Genomic DNA, 19,664 nt, shown 5'->3' with positions numbered 1-19,664 from the left:
CCAATTCCTCCTCATCGGTTACTTTTCATGTTGGCACGCAATTTTTTAATCGCAATCGTTAAACAAAGCACAATGATGAATACATAAGCAATTAAATAAGTAATCCATACAGGTAGTTCTACACCCGACAGCTCTGCTAATGCATCCCCCATCTCTGGAGAAATAAGTGTCAGCATCAAGGCACCTGGATTAATAGATGCCCAGAAATAGGTCATAAAGGAGGCACCTGTTCCAATGGCATTGCCCATTTGATGAAAGGCCATTGTTAAAAAGAAGAAGAATGCTGTAATACCTCCTAAGAAAATGATTGAGCCGTATGTGGCAATCATGGCAACAATAGTTCTCTTAGTAATCGTAGAAAACATCACGCCTATACTACCTATTGCTACTACAGTGACTAAATAAAATAAAAATATAGAAATAAGCTGTGAAGGCGACACACCACCGAATAGAAACACTAGACTGTATAGTGGTAATCCCGCTACCAGCATCAATACTAGAAATGCTACGGAGGATAGTAATTTTCCAATAACAATTTGTGTAGAACTTTGTGTCGTTGTTAATAAAATATTTAATGTTTGCTTTTCGCGCTCACTACTGATAGCACCAGCAGTCAAACTTGGTGTAATGAAAAGAACTAATGCCATTTGCAAGATGGTTAGCACAGCAAACATCATAAAGCTTGTCTCTGGTTTAAAGAAGCCTCTGCCAGTAAATTCAGTTGTAAGCAATAAAAACCCTGCAATGAAAATACACAGTACCGCTAAATAAAACATTAAACCTGAAAAGCTTTTAAAAGAACGGAAGCGTAACTTCAATTCTTTAACAAGTACTGGATTATAAAATCTTTCCATCATTGATTGTCCGCTCCCTTCGTAATCGCCATAAAGACATCCTCTAAATCCTTCTCTTCTTCACTTAATGCATAGATTGGTAAATCTGTAAGCATAGCTTTTTTTAGCAATGCCACCTGCTCAGCATTTGTTCCTCGATAGTTAAAGGCTATTTCTAAACGATTTTCAATGACATCAATTGATGAAATATGAGGATCTTCCTCTAAAAACGCTCGTACTGCATCCAATTGATCTGTCACTTTCAACACAATACGCTTTTCTCCTTGTAGCTGGGCCTGAATCGCGGCTACATTTCCATGTGCAATTAATTTACCATTATCTATAACACCGATTTCATCACACATCTCAGCAAGTTCAGGTAAAATATGCGACGAAATTAAAATTGTTTTTCCCATAGACTTTAAATTCCGTAAAATATCTCGCATTTCCACACGAGCACGCGGATCTAGTCCTGATGCAGGTTCATCTAGAATCAGTACCTTTGGATCATGGATGAGTGCACGAGCTAAACATAAGCGTTGCTTCATACCACGTGATAATAAATCAACATATTCATAGCGTTTACTTGTTAAATTCACTAGTTCTAATAGTTGTGGAATTAACACTTGACGCTCTGCTAATTGGATACCGTAGCTCGCTCCATAAAAATCTAAATATTCATCTACTTTTAACTGATCATAAACACCAAAGAAATCGGGCATATAACCAATTTGCTTTCGAACTTCTTTTGGTTCCTTCACAACACTTTTGCCATTTATCAGAGCATCTCCTGAAGTCGGTGACAATAGTGTAGCTAAAATAGAGAATGTCGTTGATTTCCCTGCTCCATTTGCGCCAACAAATCCAAATACAACGCCTTCTTCTAAAGATAAGTTTAAATGATCTAATGCTGTAAAGGAGCCGTATCGTTTCGTTAAATCACGAATTTCAATCATTATTTTGCCACTCCTTTCAGCTCTATGTCTGGTAACTTCGTTTGTTCTCCTGATGGATCGGGACCATATTTGATTTCAATTCGAAGCTCTCCATCTTGATTAAAGTATGTGGAAATCTTGTCTGTAAACACTTGCTTTGTATCGACTAAAGGCTCATATATATTCGTTTCATTATTCCAAATGGATAGCTGCATACGTGAGACATCCTTATTAGAAATTGTCAGCTCATTAAGTGATTCAACGGCATCCATGAATTGATCTGGCATGGTCATCGTTACTTCGTACAACCCTTCAGATAGGTACCATTTATTCAATTCTTCCTCGATCTTTTCATAATAGCCATTTGCTGATAGTGGCTCTACTGAATACGAGAAGTTATTACGCTTCATTGTAAATGGCCCTGTTAGCTCAACTTTTCCTTTAAATGGTTGAACAAGCATCGTAATCGGTGACATATTGGCACTTGTTTCTAATTCAACACCTACCACAGCTTGATCTGTCCAAGCTGTAAGTATTGGCTGGTTATCCTTTTCGACAAGCGGCAATGCTAAAGTTTTCATTCGTTCAATCCGCATTGGGTTTACCTCATCCTTTTTCGATGGGTAACTATAATTATAATTATTGAAAATAGATGGTTTTTGAAGAACCGTTGTTTTCAGTTCCTTATTTACCTGTAATGTTCCATTTGCTTCAATATCACCTAGTTTTACTTCTTTCACACCAGAGATTAATGTGACATCTTTTAATGCAAACGGGAAATTATTTTTAACTGTTCCTGTTAGTTTTTCATTATTCAGTGTTATATCTATATCCATCTTCCCGATATTTTGTGCTGATGTTTTTCCACCAAAGGATTGCACAGACCAGTAGCTTAAATCACGTAATGTTAGTGTTGAACCGCTAGCATTTTCTTTTATATAAGAAGATTCATGTAATGGTCCCATCGTGCCTGTGAAGTTATTATAATTTCTTAATGCAACAGCAGTTGTATTTTGGTCAGCATTGACCACAAAGTCCCCACTGCGATTCGTTAGAATGGACTCTACATAATAGCCATTTACACTATTGTCTTCATTTACTTTATAGAATGCAGATTGTTGAACTTGTGGCTGAACAATACGATCCTTCGCTCCGACAATAAAGAGAACAATGGAAAGAACAACAGAGATGGACGGTATTATCCACCATGCATGTTCACGCTTGTCCGCTTTTTTCAAGACAAAATAAAGAATTGGCCCGATTATTAAAATATAAAGAATAATGACAATTAGCATATAGCTCACTGATACTTCGAATGATGGAAATAGTTCATTAATGTTACGAAGTTCATAAGATATTTGATCAAGAGGAGATTGTCCCTGTCTCATCATTCCTTGCTGTGAAATACTTTGAATATTTATCACTTTGGCTAAAAGTGCCCCGTAGCCGTCCATAGAAGCAAGTGGTTGATCACCTAAAGAGAAGGTTGTTTGAATCACTTCCCCGCTACCCACTTTTTTCTTTGCTGCTAACACTTCATTATTTTCTGTTAATACAGGTAAACTTCCTTCACTACTAGTAGCTGAGTATACTGAAATCGGCTGTGTAAAAATGCCGCCTCCTGACAATTTAGTTAAAGCTTCTGCAGAAATCGCAGTCATTTCTTGTGATAATGACAAAGGTAAATACTCTTTAAAAACCCCTGCTGTAGCATTAATTTGGTCAGCAGCACCTAGAAGTAAGGTACCACCATCCTGTACCCATTTTAGTAATGCTTCTTGTTGTTTCGGTGTTAAATCAGCAATAGCCACTTCATCTACAACAATGACATTGGCCATCGCAAGTCCCTGCGAATCTTCTGGAAGTGTATAATCTTTTAATTGATTGATATTAAATACTTCCACATTACTTTGAGCTACAAATGTTGATAAACGTAATAGTGCAGAAAGACGATCACTTTTATCTGTTAATGTATAAATGAATGTTGATGAGGGGTCTAAAAAATTTGATTGCAGACGTTTAGTTCCCTTATAGGCAATCTTTTTTCCTTTTTCAATGCTTCCCTCATAAAAAGCAAATAAATCGGTGTCCGAATAACTATAGTCAGCTAAACCATCAAGATAGAAAGTAAATGTCTTTTCCTCTCCTGCTGCTATATCAATTGGAACGACAAGTGCTGAAGCTGCCTCATAAGAATTTGATGAATTAATCGCCATATCTCCTGAGAAGTCAGCTCCATTATTTTTCACTGTAACTTGGAGTGGTACTACTGATTGATATTTCGCTTTACCAGAAACACCCGCTGTTGCTTTCACCTCTAGCGTAGCAGCAGCACTTGCCTGAGTTGTAGGCAAGATAAAGCTCATTACCAGCATGACTAGTAAGGTCAGTGCCGTCCATTTTGTCTTTTTCAAAAGCTCAACCCCTTTTTATGTAAATAGATGGTTACATAATTATACGATTTATATTGCATTTTGTTCCATTTCTTATGTTATCTTCATTAATATTCATAAACTCTTAAGAATTCTACAATGCAAAAAGGCAACTCCAAAACAACCTGGAGCTGCCTGATTTTCTATTTAGTATAATCAAACAAACACCGTGCATGATCCTGCACTACTTCCACAAACGCCTCTACTTGTCTTAATTCAAAAGAGGATTCATAACCAATTAACCAAGTATCGCGTGTAAGACCAAACTCTTTTTCATCATTTGATAGAGGGATTTTGTGAATGGCATCGTGGTCATTTAACGTAATAGAAGGCAAGATCGCATAACCGATACCATTTAATGCCATTTGCTTGCAAATTTCAATTTGATCCACTAAAATTTGTTTTCTTGGATTCGAGGCAAAATGCTGCTGCCACCATTGCTGAATTTCTTGATAATAGTTGGAATCACTCTTATATTGAATAAATGGACGGTCTGTCTTTAACACATCTTCAATTGTTTTAACCTCTTTGTCCACTAAATAAAGAGTATCTCTGAAAAGGTGGATCTTTTCTCCTTTCCAGTCAACTTGGCCTCGTACAATGCCTACATGGGCCTCGCCCTCGTAAAGAGCCTTCACAATTTCAGAACTCCAGCCCGTCATCAGTGATATTTTAGCCTCTGGATATTTTGACACAAACTCCTTCAAGATTTTTGGTAGCCAGTTCTGACCAACAATGGATGCACAAGCAATTTTCAATGTCCCGTTTACCTTTGTCGTTAAGGATTGAATCGTTTCAAATATTTCTTCCTTTTTGGCTAGCATTTCCTTTGCATAAGCAATAACTTGTTCACCAGCAGGTGTTGCTGTTAAACCTTTTTGTGAACGAATAAATAATTGTGCACCCCAGTCTTTCTCAATCGTTTGCAATCGTTGTGAAAGGGCTGGTTGGGATAAAAATAGACGTTCTGCTGCTTTCCGCATATTGCGTTCTTCAGCTAAGATTTTTAAAATTTCTGCCTCTGTTGCCATCAATCTGTAAACCTCCAATACAAGCAAAGAGGGCCTCATGATTTTCATCTGAGTTCCCTCTTAAGCTACTACTCTTTTTGATAAATATATTTTTTCAATTGCTTTAAAATAACACGTCTTGTTAATATCCCTGCGAATGTACCATCTTCGTCCACTACACATAAAAAGGCGTGGTTAATAACTAAATCCAAAGCACGCTGGAAAGTATCCGTCAGCTTCAATACAGCGATCTCTTTTTCCATAATAGAGTCAACCTTAATATCAGGTAGCTTTTCATATTCAATATGCTCAAGTCCAAGAATCGATTCGGTAATCATTTTCATGCTAAGTAAACCTTGAAGTCGATATTTCAAATCTAATACAGGTATGGACGAGTACCCTGTACGTGTTAGTACAAGGAGTGCATGTTCCGCACTATTTCCACTTTGTACATGCGCAACTTTTTCAGAGGAAATGATAAAATCACTAATTGGCATTGCTAATAAGTCTTTGCTGTTAGTTGAAATCATGAACTTCTTCTCCTTTTCTGTCCTCACTGTGTAGAACAGTCCTTCCCTTTCATCATATCACAACTTTTCTATGTATGACCATGACCAGGCCGAGAAGAGTTTTTCATGAACAATGAATTATTTTAGCCTTTACAGCAAAAACTTAGAATATCTTCATCCAGTCAAGTTTTTCGTGACCGAATGAAGATGGTTCTTAACTAATAGCCAGCCTTACTCCAGTAATAAAAAATCATGATCCCTAAAAAAAGTAAAAAAATTGCATAGACCCAAACAATTGGGTTCAACATCGTTGCATATTCTTCAACTGTTTCTGAAATAGGGGTATCATTTTCAGATTTCCGTTCAGAGGTCATTTTAGCTATTTTTAATGTATAAACAAACGAAATAGCAGAAATGATCACAATGGCAATAATTGCTGGTATTAACCACATACCCATCGGCAAAACTCCTTTCTTTACCCTTAGTATGCGTCAACCCAGCTATTCGTTATGCAAAGATTTTTAGAATGGATATTGATTGAGCCACTGCCCACCATCCAAAGTTACACATTCTCCATTCATATAACTTGCTTTATTAGACATCATAAATGTAGCTAAATCAGCAATTTCTTCTGGTGTTCCTATACGGCCTAGTGGAACAGAATCTAGTGTACGAGCTGCCGCTGCTTCTGATTCCCAAAGCTTATCGGCTCCACCAGTACGCTCGATCGGACCTGGTGCAATAGCATTAACCCGAATCCCATACTGTTTCCCCCACTCAACAGCTAGCGTTCTCGTCAATGATAGTACCCCTGCTTTTGCTGCAGCTGAATGGATCACCCCTGCTCCTGCATTCCAAGCATACGTCGCTACCATATTTAATATAGACCCTTTGATCTTATTCTCAATCCAATACTTGCCTACTGCTGAAGAGCAATAGAATGTACCATTTAATACAATATCTACAACAGCCTTCCAGCCATTCGGTGATAAATCCTCTGCACGTACAATAAAGTTACCTGCTGCATTATTCACAAGCCCATCCACTTGACCAAATTTTTCAATAGCAAATGCGAGCATAGCCTCAGCATGCTCAGGTACACGTACATCCATTTGGAATGTCTCAATAGAGGGACCAGCCTCAGCTATAAATTTCTTTGCCTCTGCTAATCGTTCTTCGTTACGACCTGTTATGACAACATTAGCTCCCTCAGTTACGAACTGCTTTGCCATATACAGCCCCATACCACTTGATCCACCCGTAATAATAATCGTTTTCCCTTGCAACATTCCATTTCCCCCTTTGTTAAAAATGAATGGTGATTCACTAAAAGTTTACTATATATTCTCGAATATGTCATATTAATTCTATAGAATGCGAGTTTATTTTCTGAAAAAATATAAAAGAGCCATTCAATGAATAGCTCTCCAATATCATTAAAACTCATACGTATATGCAATTTTATATAGCTCCATTAACTCTTCTAAAGTTGGTATCTTCGGATTGTTACCAGGACTCCCACTTGCAAGTGCATCCTCAGCCATTTTAGGAATGGCCTGATAATAAGCATGCTCCTCGATTCCCCACTGCTTTAAATTGCCAATTTTCATATACTTACACATATCTTTAATGGACATAATAGCAAGCTGAGCAAGCTCCTCTTGCGATAGACGTTCTTTTGTTTTATTAAAAAATTGTCCTAAATCTGCCAATCGATCTATACAAGCGTCTTTTGAATAATCTAGTACAGCTGGTAAAAGCATCGCATTGGAGATGCCATGCGGTACGTGGAAAAGTGCCCCAATCGGACGGGACATTCCATGTACAAGGGCAACAGAAGCATTAGAAAATGACAGCCCTGCCTGCATCGAACCCAATGACATCGCTTCCCTAGCATCAACATCATCTCCATATTCATAAACCCTTATGATGTTATTCACAATTAATTCCATAGCAGATAAGGCGAGCACATTCGAATAAGGATGAGCTAAACGTGATAAATAGCTCTCAATGGCATGGCTCAATGCATCTATTCCAGTTGCTGCGGTAATTGCTGGAGGTGAGGTAATGGTTAAAATAGGATCAACAATCGCTATAGTGGGCATAAAAGCTGGTTGCTTAATCATCATTTTCACATCACTTTTTGTATTGGTAATAACAGTGGCATCTGTTGCTTCAGAGCCTGTACCTGCTGTTGTTGGTATCGCAATGTGTGGAATTGGTGCTTCAGCTGCAACCTTTGCCATTTTCATATAATCTCCTATGTAGCCGCCATTTGTAGCCACTACTGCAATCGCCTTCGCCGTATCAATACAGCTACCACCACCAACAGAAATAATGACATCACAGTTTTCTTTCTGCAAAAGCTGCAATCCCTCTGCAACATACGTATCATCTGGCTCAGTTGTCACCCCTATATATGAAACGACGTCTATCCCTTGGGTCTTTAACAGTGTATGGCATTTCTTGATAAAGCCTAAACTGTCCATAATTGGATCACTAATAATTAATGCCTTTGAACCTAGTTTTTTCGCATACTCTCCTACTTCTTCAAATGAATCTCGACCATATACAATCGTTCCTGGAGAATGAACAGTAAAGATGGTTTTTGTTTGAATCATATTTTCCCTCCTAAGCTATTGAGCTGTATAGCCACCATCTAATAGTATGGCCTGGCCGGTTAACCCCTTTGCTACATCACTTGCTAAATATAATGCAAGTCCTGTAATTTCTGAGACATCAAGTAAACGTTTTTGCGGTACAAGTGGATATAACACTTGTTCAAGAACTTCTTCCACTTGAATACCCCGTGTCTGTGCTAAATCCATAAACTGATTACGTACTAATTCCGTGTCAACATACCCTGGACAAATAGCATTTACCGTAATTCCCTCTGTCGCCACCTCTAGTGCCGTTACCTTAGTAAGCCCAATCACACCATGCTTTGCTGCATTATATCCCGCCTTCCCAGCAAACCCAATGACGCCATTGATGGAGGCCATATTGATAATACGACCAAATTGATTTTTCTTCATATGTGGTAACGCATACTTCATCGCCACAAAGGGAGCAACGACCATCACTTTTTGCATTGACTCAAAAATTTCTGTCTTAAAATCCTCAATAAGCGACACATGTTGAAATCCTGCATTATTGATTAAAATATCTAATGTTGAGAATTTATTAATCGTAAAATCAATGGCTTCTCTTATGGCTTGTTCTTCTGTCACATCACATATATAGGAAGTTAAAGAGGGGTATTGTGCGACGGCTTCCTCAAGAAGCTGTTCATTTTTATCTGATATCACAACATTAGCCCCTTGCTCAGCAAATGCTTGTGCCATAGCAAGACCAATACCACGAGCTGCCCCTGTAATAAAAACCGTTTTTCCTTGCATACTTCATCCCTCCTACATCCCTAATGAGAATAATATGATTGCAAGTATTGTACCTATGATAGGGATAATAACCGTCAAAGCTCCAAATGGCATATATGCATCCTTATGCTTTTCATTACATACTGAATTGATGGTTGTCACAACATATCCTCCGTGCGGCAATGAATCTAGGGAACCAGATGCTATAGCGATTGTCCGATGCAACGCCTCTGTATCTACACCCATCTCGATATAATGCGGTGCTAGTAAGGGCATAGCAATTGTTTGTCCCCCTGATGCTGAACCTGTTAAACCAGCAATAACCGCAATTGCTAAGGCTCCTCCAATCAGCGGACTGCCAGGGATATTGGTCATTACATCAACAGTTGCAACAAAGGATGGTGTTGCTTTTACTACCCCACCAAAGCCGACAACAGCCGCCGTATTTGCAATGGCAATAATAGCACCCATTGCACCTGCTGCTAATGTTGCGCCAACTGACTTTGCATATTTGTAACTCACTAAATAAGCAACGATACAGCCACTAGTTAAGGCTACAATTAAAGCAGAGGTTCCAAGTGAATCATGGAAAATATAAGAAATGACTAAAACAACTAATAATGGTATGAGACTCAAAAGGGGACTCGGAAGCTTTCTTGTTTCATCAGCTACTGGATCGGTGGAGCGCTCAATGAAAATTTCCCCATTGTTAACAGCGCGTTTAATCATCCAATTCAGCCAAAGCGAGCCACCAACGGCCATAAAAATAGCCACGACAATACTAACTTGCCAACCTGCATATGGAGTTGTACCAAGATATGGAATTGGTATCCAATTTTGAATCTCAGGTGAGCCTGCTGATGTCATCGTAAATGTGACAGAACCTAGGCCCAGTGCAGCAGGAATAAAACGTCGTGGAAAGTTTGCTTGTTTAAATAAACTAATAGCCATTGGATAAACTGAAAAGGCTACGATAAAAACTGAAACACCACCATATGTGAGTACTGCTGCAGCTAAAACTACAGCATATGTGGCATATTTCACCCCTATTTTTTCTACAATCCATTTAGAGACACTATCTGCAGCGCCTGTGTCCTCCATGACTTTGCCGAAAATGGCGCCCGCCATGAACATTAAATACCATGAACCAACAAATCCGGTGAATCCATCCATATAGCTCGTTAGAAAGTTGGCCTGATCTTTATCAGCTGTTTGAGGAAAAAATGCAAGACCGTTTGTTAAGGCTGCTAACAGCGCAGTTAACGGTGCTGAAATAAGTAGATTTACACCCTTCATTGTTAAATAAACTAATAATGCTAAACTACCAAAAAGACCAATATACTCTAACATTTACACCCCACCCATCCCCTTTTTTAGAAAAAGAGCTGTATAACTCTACAGCTCTAGGTTTTATTAGTCGTTATTGCTTGGGAATGAAAACGTGGATGCTGAGGAGGCATTGCCAGCCATCCAACGCTCTGAAATTGTCTTAGTTTTTGTAAAGAATCGTGCTTGATCTGGGCCAAACATATGCCCCTCACCAAAACGAGATCCTTTAAAGCCTGCAAAGTTATGGTAGCCAACAGGAATTGGAATTGGTACATTGACACCAACCATGCCAACATCAATTTCTGTTGTAAATTTTCGAGCTGCTAATCCATCATTCGTAAAGATTGTGACACCATTACCTAGCTCATGCTTATTGATAAGTGTAATAGCTTCCTCTAAGGAATCTACACGAACAACATTGCGAGCTGGACCAAATATTTCTTGCTCGTAAACTTCCATGCCTGGCTTTACATGATCTAATAATGTAGGCCCTACATAGAACCCTTTAGACTCTTTGACAATATCAAGTTCTCGTCCGTCACAAATTACTGAAGCTCCTTCGGCTTCCCCTCGATTAATTGCAGTAAGAATTGCTTCTTTTGATTGCTGAGAAATAACAGGGCCAAAATCTGAATCAGGGTTTGTATATGGGCCTACTTTCAGATTAGAAATTTTTTCCTTAAGAATATCCACTAGGCGATCAGCAGTATCCTTTCCCACAGGCATGATAGTAGATATTGCCATGCAACGTTGGGATGCTGCTCCATAAGCTGCACCAATAAAGGCATTAGCAACCTGTTCAAGATCCGCATCTGGCATCACGACCATATTGTTTTTACCACCACCAAGAGCCGTGACACGTTTACCGTACTTTGATCCTGTTTCATAAATATATTTAGCTACTGGTGTTGATCCAACAAATGAAATCGCTTGCACAGCTGGGTTTTCTAAAAGTTCATTGACCGCATCTTTATCACCATTGATTACTGTCCAAATACCATCAGGCAATCCCGCCTTCTTCCAAAGCTCACTAACATATAATGAAGTCATTGGCACACGCTCAGATGCCTTTAAAATAACCGCATTTCCTACAGCAATGGCCATACTCGTTTGTGCTAGAGGCACCATGATGGGGAAATTAAATGGAGAAATTGCTGCCACAACCCCTAATGGATATTTTGCAGAATAAGCATTTATTTGACCTCCAACATTTACGGAGTATTCTCCTTTCATTAAATGTGGCGCACCAATGGCTAAGTCAACAGATTCAAGTCCTCGTGTAATCTCACCTTTGGCATCTTCAATCGTTTTACCGCTTTCAGTACAAATGATTTGTAATAGCTCTTCCATATTTTCAGTGATAAGGTTACGGAACTTTAATACAATTTCTGCACGCTTAGCCACTGATGTATCACGCCAAGCCGGAAATGCTGCTTGAGCTTGCTCGATTGCATCTTGTGTTTCCTCTACTGTTGCAAGGGGTACCTTAGCAATGACTTCACCTGTTGTTGGGTTAAATACCGAACCGAATCGGCCACTTTTTCCTTCAACCAATTTGCCACCAATAAAATGTGTTAATGTTTTAACCTCTTGTGTCGTTGTCATATCCATTTCCTCCTCTTAAAATTGTTCTAGTTTACATTTTTCTTTTAAACTTAAATAAGCTGCAGACATATCTTTTTCTCCATAGCCCTGCTGAGCAATTTCACTATAAAGATCCACTAACTTTTCGCCGATTCGCAGCGATACGCCTGCTTCATCCGCCATTTCCTTAGCTAACTTCAAATCTTTTAATAGTAGACTTGTCGAAAAGCCCGGCTCATAATTATCATTTTTCATATATTCCAAATAATTACGTTCATAAATACGGCTTTGTCCATAACTATTATTTAATACTTCATAGAGCGTGTCTGCCTGAATACCCATTTTTTCGCCAAGTACAATCGTTTCAGCGACTGCCTCTGTGTAAAAGCCAATCATTAAGTTATTGAGTAATTTAATTCGCGTTCCTATACTTGAAGATGTGCCTAAATGATAAATATTTTTACCGACTATTCTGAATATTTCGCTAGCACTTATATAATCATCTGTGCCACCACCAACCATAATAGTTAATGTCGCATTGATAGCCCCTATGACACCCCCACTGACAGGCGCTCCCAAATAACGTAATCCCAAAGCTATAGCTTCTGTATGTAACGTATCATTCAATTCGGGATTAACAGTACTAAAATCAATCAGCAGGCACCCTTTCTTTGCATGTTGTAAAATTCCTTGCTCTGATTGATAAACCAATTCTACAACCTGAGGGGTAGGCAAACTTGTCATAATAACATCACATTTTTTCGCAATATCCATAGCTGTCTCAAGGCCGAAACCACCTGCTGCTGCGAATTGTTCCATTGCTTCCGCATTCGTATCGAAACCATATACCTGATAATCTGCTCTTAATAAGTTAATAGCCATCGGTAAACCCATATTCCCTAAGCCAATAAAACCCAATTTTTTCTTCATTGTGACCTCCCCATTCCTTGAAAATACAACAGAAAACTTGATGATATACTAGCCAACTTTCATTTTTTAAAGTAACATTAGTAACGAGATAACATCATTGACCGCAGTCATTGACTTCGGTCATTTAAATCATAATCAATCGAAATCCATCTCGTCAATTAAAAAATTAATATTTTCAGAATATTTTTTACAAAAGATATTTTACAATATTTAATATAGGAGGTATTAGCTACCAATGGAAACACTCACAAGCAGACAGAAAAAGGCATTAGAAACACGTGAAAAATTATTGAAAACTTCTTTAGATTTATTTAACAAGCATGGTTATGAACATGTTTCTGTTGAACAAATTACAAAGGCATGTAATGTTTCAAAGGGTACATTTTATACACATTTCCCATCTAAATATGATGTTATTTTAGAAAAATTTAAGGAGCTTGATAATTTTTATCGTACAGTTGAAAAAAATATTGATCCCACATTACCAGCAAGTGAAAAAATACTCTTAGTGTATCAAGAGCAAATGAGATATTTAACCAATATTGTGGGAAAGGATTTATTACGTACAGTATATACGGCTGCTATGACAAACCAAGTAGAACAGGATCATTATTTAATCAATCCACAACGTAAGATTTTTCAGATAATGAATACATATATCGAGGAAGGAATTCAACATGGGGAATTTAGACAAGATGTTTCTGCTGCTACCATACAAACACTTATTCAGCGCTGTATGCGTGCGAATGTCTATGATTGGTTGATACATAGTGAAGACTTTGACCTAGCCTCTGAAATGGCGCAATTCACAGCAATTGTCTTAAACGGTCTTAAATACGGCAAATAAAAAAGTAGCACTTCATCTATTTTGTGATGAAAGTGCTACCCGTTTTCTAGCTTACAAAATATTGTTGTACAATCGTTTCAACTGGTAATGGTTTATTATACAAATAGCCTTGCCCTTTTTGACAACGATGGCGTTTGAGAAAATCAACTTGTATTGGTTCTTCAATTCCCTCAGCAATGACCTCTAATCCTAAATTATGAGACATCGAAATAATGGCTTTTATGATGGCTTCATTTTTGTCATCCTTCGCTATATCTGCAATAAATGACTGATCAATTTTAATAATATCAATCGGATAACGCTTGAGATAACTTAATGAGGAATAGCCTGTCCCAAAGTCATCCACAGACACATAAACACCTAATTGCTTCAGTTCTGTAAGAATCGAAAATGTTTCATGTACATTTGTCATGGAACTTTCGGTAATTTCTACTTCTAATAATTCAGGCGGTACACCATATTTCTTTAAAGTTGTTTTAATTTTTCGGGCAAAATTTTCTTTTCTAAACTGTTTTGGGGATATATTGACTGCAATCCGTACAGGACGATATCCTTTCGATTGCCATTCTTTTTGGTAACGACATACCTCATCAATAATCCAATCACCGATTTCAATAATCAACCCTGAGGCTTCCGCAATAGGAATAAATTGCGCTGGTGATACAAAACCAAATTTACGGTTATTCCATCGTAATAATGCTTCAAAGCTATTGATGCTATTATTTGCTAAATCCATTTGCGGTTGTAGATGAAGACTTAGCTCATTAAATTCAATTGCTCGACGTAAATGTGCCTCCATTAATGCTTCGTTTGGAAAAATGGCCGTCATATCTTCACGGTAGTAGCGATAATGTGAACGACCATGTTCTTTAACAGAAAATAAAGCTTTATCTGCTTTCCGTACAAGTGTCTCGATATCTTTACCATCTGCTGGGCTAAGTGAAATCCCAATCGATACGCTAATAAAATATTCCTGTCCATCTATCATAAATGGCTGTTTTAATACGTCCATAATCAAGTTTGCAGTTCGTTCAATTTTTTGGATGGTTGCATCTTTTAGCACAAAAATAAACTCATCACTATTATATCGATATAGCGAACACTTTGAGTAGCAAAGCTCCCGTAACCTATGACTAAACATACGCATCAAATCATCTCCCTTGCTCTCGCCAAGGGATTCATTAAACTTTTTAAAACGGTCAATGTCAACTAAAATAAGAGCGGCTTGCTTATGCTCTTGCTTTTTATCATTTAAATGCTGTAGCCAATGCTCCTTAAAAGCTTTTCGATTCCAAATACCTGTTAATTCATCCATTAGTGCTAGGTAATAGAATGCTTCATGATCATTCATAAATGAATTAGCATCTTTAACAAATAGGTGGACACCCACAACTTCTCCATTATAATAGGTTGGATGCGTTCTTAAATAAAAGGGCTCTTTGCTTAGTAAATCACCTTTCAATAAGCATTTAGGCATGCCAAACGCTGAACCTTCGATTGTTTTGGTAAATAATAGTTTAAACTCATTGAGATATTTACTTTCGAGTAATGAAAAAATATCTAGTCCAATTAGACTGTGCTGCTCTCTCGATAGTGTAGCAGTAGCAGCAATATTTTGATGAATTATTCGACCTTGTAAATCTGTCGTTAACACTGGACTTATATGTTGTTCAATGAACTGTAAATAGGGATTTTCTTCAAATTGTGTCGCTCGAAGAATAATGGCAACTATTGATTCAGAAAAGTGCTGAACATGAAGCATAAATGTTTTCTCTTGAAGACCGTTACCTAATTTTAGAGTATGCTGTTTATTGATTTCTTGAATTAGAAATCCCGACAATTGCAGCCAGCATTGCTTAGTAAAAAAGTTCTCAGCGTTTTTGGCTGTTATATCCTCCAGCTCAATCATTGACGATAGCTTTTCATTAAATTCAACGACCTCAAACACTGTCTTATCAACTTGTCTCAAACAAATGATTGCATCAAATGGATTCAGTTGCATGAGCTGTTGATATTCTGCAAATGGCGCTACATTTTCTCTACATTTTTTCATTCTATCCCTCACTAAGTAGCGTGTTTGCTCTATTCTTCGTCTAGCGTAGGCTTTAATGCATCCTTCAAGAAAATTTCCTGGCTATTTAATGGATCTTCGCTACGATCAAACTCTTTATAATGATACTTACCATTAGAGTCTTGAATACGGGCTTTGGCAGTATCCATTAATTGTGCATTCATTATGTCAATAATACGAGTTTTTGCTTCACTTGCATATACAGGGAATAAAATTTCTACACGTTTAATCATATTGCGTGTCATCATATCTGCAGAGGATAAATATACTTTATTTTCCCCATTATGATGGAACCAATAAATACGAGAATGTTCAAGGAAACGACCAACAATACTTGTTACAGTAATGTTCTCACTAATACCTGGGATTCCTGGTCTAATACAGCATATACCACGAATAATAAGCTCGACCTTTACACCTGCAATCGATGCCTCATAAAGCTTCATCATTAAATCTTTGTCTGTCAATGAATTCATTTTTGCACGAATAAAACCATTTCCATATTTTTTATGACAGGCAATTTCCTCATCCATTAACCGAATAAACTCATCGCGTATATCAAATGGTGCAACGACTAAATGATTAAAGGTAGGCTTTTCTGTATAGCCACTTAAGTAGTTAAAGAAATTTGTCGCATCAATGCCAAACTCTTTATCTGTCGTTATTATGCCCATATCCGTATAAATTTTTGCAGTTGCATCATTATAATTTCCTGTACCCAAATGGACAAAACGTTCAATTTTGCCGTTACGACGACTTACGACTAGCGTGATTTTTGAGTGCGTTTTTAAATTATTCATCCCATAGATCACAAGACAACCTGCTTGTTCTAATTGTTTTGCCCAGTGCACATTGTTTTCTTCATCGAAGCGAGCCTTTAGCTCCACTAATACCGTTACTTGTTTACCATTTTCAGCGGCAAGCTTTAACGCTTGAATAATCGGTGAATTTCCGCTTACTCGATATAATGTCTGTTTTATAGCCAACACATTCGGGTTGACAGCGGCCTCAGAAATAAAATCAACAATAGGGGCAAAAGATTCATATGGATGATGGAAAAATATATCCTGTTGAAGTGCTTTTTCAAAAATATTTTCGTCAGACTGTAAATCTAAAGGTGGCTGTGGGATAAAGCTTTCATATTCTAAATGCTCACGACCTACTGAAATACCTTTCACAAAAGAGAACATAAACGTTAAATCCAAAGGACCATCAATATGGAATACATCCGATTCTTCTATTTCGAATTCATCTAGTAAGTATTGCAGCACTTCCTCGTTCATTTCTCCAACTCGAACTTCTAAACGGCTTCCTACTCCCCACTTTCGCTTTTTCAGCTCTTTTTCGATCTCCACGAGAAGATCTCGAGCCCCTTCTTCATGGATAGTTAAATCTGCATTTCTTGTTAAGCGGAAGGCTTGTGCTGATTTTACGCTATAGCCATAAAACAGCTTTTCAATATGCGCTACTATCACATCCTCCAATAAAACTACAACTGTCTTACCTTCTTCGGACGGTACTTTTATATAGCGATCTAACACAGATGGAACTTGGACAATCGCCACTTTTTCACGACTTTCAAGATCTGACTCATCCTGCTCTAACAGCACTAGTAAATTCAAAGTTTTACCAAGCAAAGTTGGGAAAGGACGATATGCATCCACTGCAACAGGGGTTAAAACAGGGAAGATAGTTTCTGCAAACATTTCATTGATAAATGATTTTTGCTTGCTATTTAAATCTTTCATGTCCGCAATATGTACATTATGTTGAGGTAGTAAATCATAGATTAAATGTCTATACACCTCAGTTTGTCGACGCACTAATGCTTGTGTGCGTTCTGCTATTTTGGCCAACTGTTCCTTCGGCGTTAAGCCAGATTTGTTTTCGGGCTTATGAAAACCAGCACGTACCTGGTCCTGTAAGCCTGCAACACGAACCATAAAAAATTCATCTAGATTGGAACTAAATATAGCTAAAAATTTTAAACGCTCGAGCAGAGGATTATTAATATCCTCTGCTTCCTCTAGCACGCGTTCATTAAAGGCAAGCCAGCTTAATTCACGATTATTATAATATTGAGGCTTTGCAATTTCCTCTAACAATAGATTGTAGTTTTCGGAGAACTCTTCCCCATGTAGCTCGTTTTTCGTTACTTCAGTTGTCATCCATTGTTCCACCCTTCTTCAATAAAATTGATCTTCATTGGGATTTTTAATGCACGTTCTAAATGCTTTCTATGTCGATTGGCTTGATACTTTTCAGCCGCAGCATTCTTTTTTACATAAATATTAAGCTGAACATGATCTTCTTCGGTGTGCATTTCAATAGCATGTACTATATTGCGTTTTGAAACATTTAATGCATAGACAAATTTTAATAACGCTCCGAAATCTCTTATTTTACGATGTTCCTCCCGACTCATCCATGTAGCAAATGGAGCAGCAAATCGTTCGAAATAATCTTTATTTTTATAGGAGGCAAGAAGTGCTAGTTTTACTCGTTCTAAATGATTTAAACCATCAATGGATTGATTCGCAATTAAATAAAAAGTATGTTGGCTTGAAGAGCTTAATTCGATATACTCTCCTATATTAAAAACCTTCGCCGCTTTTGCTAATAAATGCAAATCTTCTGGATGATATTGCAAGTAGCCTAAATGACAACATTCACGATACAGTTGGTCTGCTAAATGCATTAAATAATCTACTTCCACTTCACTCCGACCATACTGACGTGCTAATCTTCTAGCATTTCCTTCAAATACATTATATTTATCAAACGCCTGTGTATCTGTTTGCAAAATCCGTTGAATAATGAGTCCCTCACGTAACCCTCGCTTTGTCAGTTGGAAGGTCTCACTACCAACTACCTCCATCAACACTCTAAATACCTCTAATGCAGGAACAATGATATCTGCGCGGTCAGATGAGAGACCATCCAATTGTTTCAATTCCTGAAAGCTTAATTGCCCTAAAAATAAGCTTAAATCATCCAAATTTTCCTTTGTCATTTCATAACCATGTACGCTGGCAATAGGGTAATCATGCTTTTGTTGATGTATTTGAGCAATATTCCGCGCACTACCACCAATTGCGATAATAGGTAGAGCAATATTTTTTATCCAAGGGAGTGTTTGGAACTGCTCTTTGACAAAGGCAAGAAGCTCTTTTTTCTCACTACTATTGATAATGTCACCTTTTACAAAACGTTGCTTTAAAGAAACTGTCCCAAAAGGGAAACTATGTGATTGCTGAATTTCTTTATTTTCAAACAGCGTAATTTCGGTACTACCACCACCGATATCGATTGTTACGGCCGATTTCGTACCCATGGAGTAGGCAACAGCAACGTAGCCAAAATAGGCCTCTTCCTCTTCTGATAAAAGCTCTATTTGGATACCAGTCCGTTCTTTCATTTCCTCTATAATTTTGTCTCGATTAGTGGCTTGTCGAATAGCCGCAGTAGCAGCAGCTTTTACATCTGTTACTTCAAAATCCTCAAGCATGGCTTTAAATGTTAATAAAGTTTCTGATAACACTTGAATACCTTCATCAGACATCTCTCCTGAGGGCTGTAAATATGTACGCAAACGTGCTACCGTCTTAATATTTCCAAGCTCACGAAGTCCCTCTTCATTATCATATTGATATAATACTAATCGTATAGTATTGGAGCCGATATCAATAATAGCTGTTTTTAATTCATTCAAATAATCACATCCTTCAAGCATCTACCATTTATTTTGTTCATAATATTTGGACATATACAAAAAAATCGGACCCTCTTAATTAAGGCATCCGACTT

General features: G+C 37.7%; 16 protein-coding genes. 1 reads left to right on the top strand and 15 read right to left on the bottom strand.

The window, feature by feature from the left end:
• Window positions 1–11: 11 nt before the first annotated feature.
• The 12 genes from B3D98_RS06325 to B3D98_RS06270 all read right to left on the bottom strand — a co-directional run bounded on the left by B3D98_RS06325 (window position 12) and on the right by B3D98_RS06270 (window position 12,939).
• Window positions 12–857, bottom strand: coding sequence for an ABC transporter permease (locus B3D98_RS06325; protein ID WP_066037223.1), 846 nt, complete (start codon window positions 855–857; stop codon window positions 12–14).
• A complete protein-coding gene (locus B3D98_RS06320) occupies window positions 854–1,789 on the bottom strand; it encodes an ABC transporter ATP-binding protein (RefSeq protein ID WP_048391976.1) in 936 nt (311 codons plus the stop codon). Before B3D98_RS06320 ends, B3D98_RS06325 begins: the two co-directional genes overlap by 4 nt.
• Window positions 1,789–4,182 (bottom strand): DUF7408 domain-containing protein, encoded by a 2,394-nt coding sequence (locus B3D98_RS06315; protein ID WP_288581815.1) that lies wholly within the window; start codon window positions 4,180–4,182, stop codon window positions 1,789–1,791. Before B3D98_RS06315 ends, B3D98_RS06320 begins: the two co-directional genes overlap by 1 nt.
• 161 nt (window positions 4,183–4,343) lie before the next feature.
• Window positions 4,344–5,231 (bottom strand): LysR family transcriptional regulator, encoded by an 888-nt coding sequence (locus B3D98_RS06310; RefSeq protein WP_048391978.1) that lies wholly within the window; start codon window positions 5,229–5,231, stop codon window positions 4,344–4,346.
• A gap of 68 nt (window positions 5,232–5,299) precedes the next feature.
• Window positions 5,300–5,740, bottom strand: a complete 441-nt coding sequence (cbpB, locus tag B3D98_RS06305; RefSeq protein ID WP_004224640.1) for a cyclic-di-AMP-binding protein CbpB — start codon at window positions 5,738–5,740, stop codon at window positions 5,300–5,302.
• 197 nt (window positions 5,741–5,937) lie between these two features.
• The gene (locus B3D98_RS06300; RefSeq protein ID WP_048391979.1) at window positions 5,938–6,177 is read right to left on the bottom strand and encodes a hypothetical protein; all 240 of its coding nucleotides are present in this window, start codon (window positions 6,175–6,177) and stop codon (window positions 5,938–5,940) included.
• 63 nt (window positions 6,178–6,240) lie between these two features.
• Window positions 6,241–7,008 (bottom strand): 2,4-dienoyl-CoA reductase, encoded by a 768-nt coding sequence (gene fadH, locus B3D98_RS06295; protein ID WP_048391980.1) that lies wholly within the window; start codon window positions 7,006–7,008, stop codon window positions 6,241–6,243.
• 147 nt (window positions 7,009–7,155) lie between these two features.
• Entirely contained in the window at window positions 7,156–8,340 is a 1,185-nt protein-coding gene (locus B3D98_RS06290) for an iron-containing alcohol dehydrogenase (RefSeq protein ID WP_288581808.1), read from the bottom strand.
• 15 nt (window positions 8,341–8,355) lie between these two features.
• Entirely contained in the window at window positions 8,356–9,117 is a 762-nt protein-coding gene (locus B3D98_RS06285; protein WP_066037227.1) for a 3-hydroxybutyrate dehydrogenase, read from the bottom strand.
• A gap of 12 nt (window positions 9,118–9,129) precedes the next feature.
• Window positions 9,130–10,446 (bottom strand): GntP family permease, encoded by a 1,317-nt coding sequence (locus B3D98_RS06280; RefSeq protein ID WP_054549811.1) that lies wholly within the window; start codon window positions 10,444–10,446, stop codon window positions 9,130–9,132.
• Between the two features lie 63 nt (window positions 10,447–10,509).
• On the bottom strand, window positions 10,510–12,030 hold the full coding sequence (locus B3D98_RS06275) for a CoA-acylating methylmalonate-semialdehyde dehydrogenase (protein ID WP_048391984.1): 1,521 nt from the start codon (window positions 12,028–12,030) through the stop codon (window positions 10,510–10,512).
• A gap of 15 nt (window positions 12,031–12,045) precedes the next feature.
• Entirely contained in the window at window positions 12,046–12,939 is an 894-nt protein-coding gene (locus tag B3D98_RS06270; RefSeq protein ID WP_103117512.1) for an NAD(P)-dependent oxidoreductase, read from the bottom strand.
• Window positions 12,940–13,174: 235 nt separating this feature from the next.
• Between B3D98_RS06270 and B3D98_RS06265 the strand changes: the two genes are divergently transcribed.
• Window positions 13,175–13,786 (top strand): TetR/AcrR family transcriptional regulator, encoded by a 612-nt coding sequence (locus B3D98_RS06265; RefSeq protein ID WP_103117511.1) that lies wholly within the window; start codon window positions 13,175–13,177, stop codon window positions 13,784–13,786.
• 46 nt (window positions 13,787–13,832) lie between these two features.
• On the opposite strand, the gene B3D98_RS06260 is transcribed toward B3D98_RS06265, so the two are convergent.
• Genes B3D98_RS06260 through B3D98_RS06250 form a run of 3 tightly spaced genes read right to left on the bottom strand, consistent with a single transcriptional unit; the run spans window position 13,833 to window position 19,569 of the window.
• Window positions 13,833–15,839 carry a GGDEF and EAL domain-containing protein gene (locus B3D98_RS06260; RefSeq protein WP_103117510.1) on the bottom strand — a complete coding sequence of 669 codons (2,007 nt, stop codon included), beginning with the start codon at window positions 15,837–15,839 and terminating at the stop codon, window positions 13,833–13,835.
• 29 nt (window positions 15,840–15,868) lie between these two features.
• Window positions 15,869–18,025: an RNA degradosome polyphosphate kinase gene (locus tag B3D98_RS06255; RefSeq protein ID WP_048391988.1), complete on the bottom strand. Its 2,157-nt coding sequence runs from the start codon at window positions 18,023–18,025 to the stop codon at window positions 15,869–15,871.
• Entirely contained in the window at window positions 18,022–19,569 is a 1,548-nt protein-coding gene (locus tag B3D98_RS06250) for a Ppx/GppA family phosphatase (protein ID WP_288581802.1), read from the bottom strand. The genes B3D98_RS06255 and B3D98_RS06250 overlap by 4 nt, the downstream gene beginning before the upstream one ends.
• Window positions 19,570–19,664: the final 95 nt, after the last annotated feature.

The sequence above is a fragment of the Lysinibacillus sp. UBA5994 genome, from assembly GCF_002429725.1.
GTDB classification, from domain to species: Bacteria; Bacillota; Bacilli; order Bacillales_A; family Planococcaceae; genus Lysinibacillus; species Lysinibacillus capsici.
The sequence above is the reverse complement of the archived record's forward strand: the minus strand, read 5'-3'. Positions and strand labels throughout refer to the sequence as shown.

Excerpts from the sequence above, each read along its gene's own strand:
- B3D98_RS06280 (WP_054549811.1), bottom strand. The coding sequence starts at position 10,446 with ATGTTAGAGTATATTGGTCTTTTTGGTAGTTTAGCATTATTAGTTTAT.
- cbpB (WP_004224640.1), bottom strand. The coding sequence starts at position 5,740 with ATGATTTCAACTAACAGCAAAGACTTATTAGCAATGCCAATTAGTGAT.
- B3D98_RS06310 (WP_048391978.1), bottom strand. The coding sequence starts at position 5,231 with ATGGCAACAGAGGCAGAAATTTTAAAAATCTTAGCTGAAGAACGCAAT.
- B3D98_RS06255 (WP_048391988.1), bottom strand. The coding sequence starts at position 18,025 with ATGACAACTGAAGTAACGAAAAACGAGCTACATGGGGAAGAGTTCTCC.
- fadH (WP_048391980.1), bottom strand. The coding sequence starts at position 7,008 with ATGTTGCAAGGGAAAACGATTATTATTACGGGTGGATCAAGTGGTATG.
- B3D98_RS06290 (WP_288581808.1), bottom strand. The coding sequence starts at position 8,340 with ATGATTCAAACAAAAACCATCTTTACTGTTCATTCTCCAGGAACGATT.
- B3D98_RS06265 (WP_103117511.1), top strand. The coding sequence starts at position 13,175 with ATGGAAACACTCACAAGCAGACAGAAAAAGGCATTAGAAACACGTGAA.
- B3D98_RS06275 (WP_048391984.1), bottom strand. The coding sequence starts at position 12,030 with ATGACAACGACACAAGAGGTTAAAACATTAACACATTTTATTGGTGGC.
- B3D98_RS06300 (WP_048391979.1), bottom strand. The coding sequence starts at position 6,177 with ATGGGTATGTGGTTAATACCAGCAATTATTGCCATTGTGATCATTTCT.
- B3D98_RS06285 (WP_066037227.1), bottom strand. The coding sequence starts at position 9,117 with ATGCAAGGAAAAACGGTTTTTATTACAGGGGCAGCTCGTGGTATTGGT.
- B3D98_RS06270 (WP_103117512.1), bottom strand. The coding sequence starts at position 12,939 with ATGAAGAAAAAATTGGGTTTTATTGGCTTAGGGAATATGGGTTTACCG.
- B3D98_RS06325 (WP_066037223.1), bottom strand. The coding sequence starts at position 857 with ATGATGGAAAGATTTTATAATCCAGTACTTGTTAAAGAATTGAAGTTA.
- B3D98_RS06260 (WP_103117510.1), bottom strand. The coding sequence starts at position 15,839 with ATGAAAAAATGTAGAGAAAATGTAGCGCCATTTGCAGAATATCAACAG.
- B3D98_RS06320 (WP_048391976.1), bottom strand. The coding sequence starts at position 1,789 with ATGATTGAAATTCGTGATTTAACGAAACGATACGGCTCCTTTACAGCA.